The organism is Rhodococcus sp. BS-15 (assembly GCF_000813105.1).
Classification (GTDB): Bacteria; Actinomycetota; Actinomycetes; order Mycobacteriales; family Mycobacteriaceae; genus Rhodococcoides.
Map to the genome: position 1 here is coordinate 1 of NZ_BAOX01000539.1, position 1,451 is coordinate 1,451.

General features: G+C 66.1%; 2 protein-coding genes. Both read left to right on the forward strand.

The genetic code is table 11. The annotated features are described in order from the left end of the window. The coding region (locus RHBS_RS27740) for a Spo0B domain-containing protein (protein ID WP_237669861.1) at positions 1–988 on the forward strand (988 nt) is incomplete at its 5' end. Between the two features lie 38 nt (positions 989–1,026). Continuing rightward, on the forward strand, positions 1,027–1,451 hold a 425-nt coding region (locus tag RHBS_RS31285), incomplete at its 3' end, for a sensor histidine kinase (protein WP_237669863.1).

The window sequence follows — 1,451 nt, forward strand, 5'->3', positions numbered from 1 at the left end:
CACCGATGCCGCGCCCGCGGGTGTGTTGGCGGGTGGGGCGTTGCAGCGCGCGGCCGAGGGTGCCCGCAATCGCACCGACGCCCTGTTCGTCGTCATCACCGATGATCGGGGTCTGCGGTTGGCGCACCCCGATCCGACGGTGCTGGGCCAGCGGGTGAGTACCGATCCTTCGGGTGCGTTGGCGGGCAACGAGGTGGTCGAACAGGAGCGTGGCACGCTCGGCGACTCCGTACGTGCGAAAGTGCCTGTGCTGGCGCTCGGTTCGACCGACATGGTGATCGGTGAAGTGAGTGTCGGTATCTCGACCACGGCCGTGCGCACCGAGTTGGTGAAGGATCTGGTCAACGGCGGGTTGGTGACCGGTGCCGTGCTGTTGCTCGGGCTGGCCGGCTCGACCCTGTTGGCGCGCAGGTGGAAACGACTGACGCTGGGGCTCGAGCCGGAGGAGCTCGCCGAATTGGTCCGTGAACAGGAGGCAGTGCTGCACGGGATCGGTGAGGGTGTCGTCGCCATCGATCCCGACGGAGTCGTCACGGTCGTCAACGACGAGGCGCGTACGTTGCTCTCGATCGACGGCAAACCGGGAATGCGCATCGAGAACATCGGTCTGACCCCCAGATTGCTCGAGGTCATCCGATCTCCGACGGCCGAGCCGGTGCTGGCCGCCGTGGACGAGGTGGTCGTCATCGCCTCCGCCCGAAAAGTGCTGCGCGACAATCGCAATCTGGGTACGGTGCTGACCGTGCGAGACCGGACCGACGTGGAGACACTGACGCGTCAGCTCGACGCGGTGCAGTCGATGTCTGCCGTGCTGCGCGCCCAACGCCACGAGTTCGCAAACCGAATGCATCTGGTCAGTGGACTGCTGCACGAGGGCCACCCCGATCGAGCGTCGCAGTACATCGACGAAATACTCGGTGTCGGGCCGAGATCGGAAACCGTCGAGGGTATCGATGCCGTGTCCGACGCTACCTACGGTCGTTCCTGACCGCGAAAGCCGCGCACGCCCGCGAGAGCAGCGTCCGAATGGTGTTGGGCGAGAACACCTGGGTCGGGGGAGAGGTAGCCGTTCCGGTCGACGTGACGACTGTGCTGGGCAATCTGGTCGACAACGCGATCGATGCCGCCAGGCTGGGAGTCAGGCGGCCGGCCGAGGTGGAAGTGGAACTGGTGCAGGACGGTTCGACCCTGCACATCGTGGTCGTCGATTCCGGCGACGGGGTGGACCTGGAAGTCGATCAGGTGTTCGTGGAGGGAGTCTCGACCAAGTCGACGGCGGAATCCCCGGGCGGCCGAGGAGTGGGGTTGGCGCTGAGCCGGCAGATCGCGCGCACCCGCGGCGGCGACGTGACGCTGGCCGATGCCGGCGGGCAGATCACCGAAGAGAATCAACGAGGAGGCGCCAGTGTTCATCGCGTCGATACCGGATGCACTACTGACCGAGAGGTGAC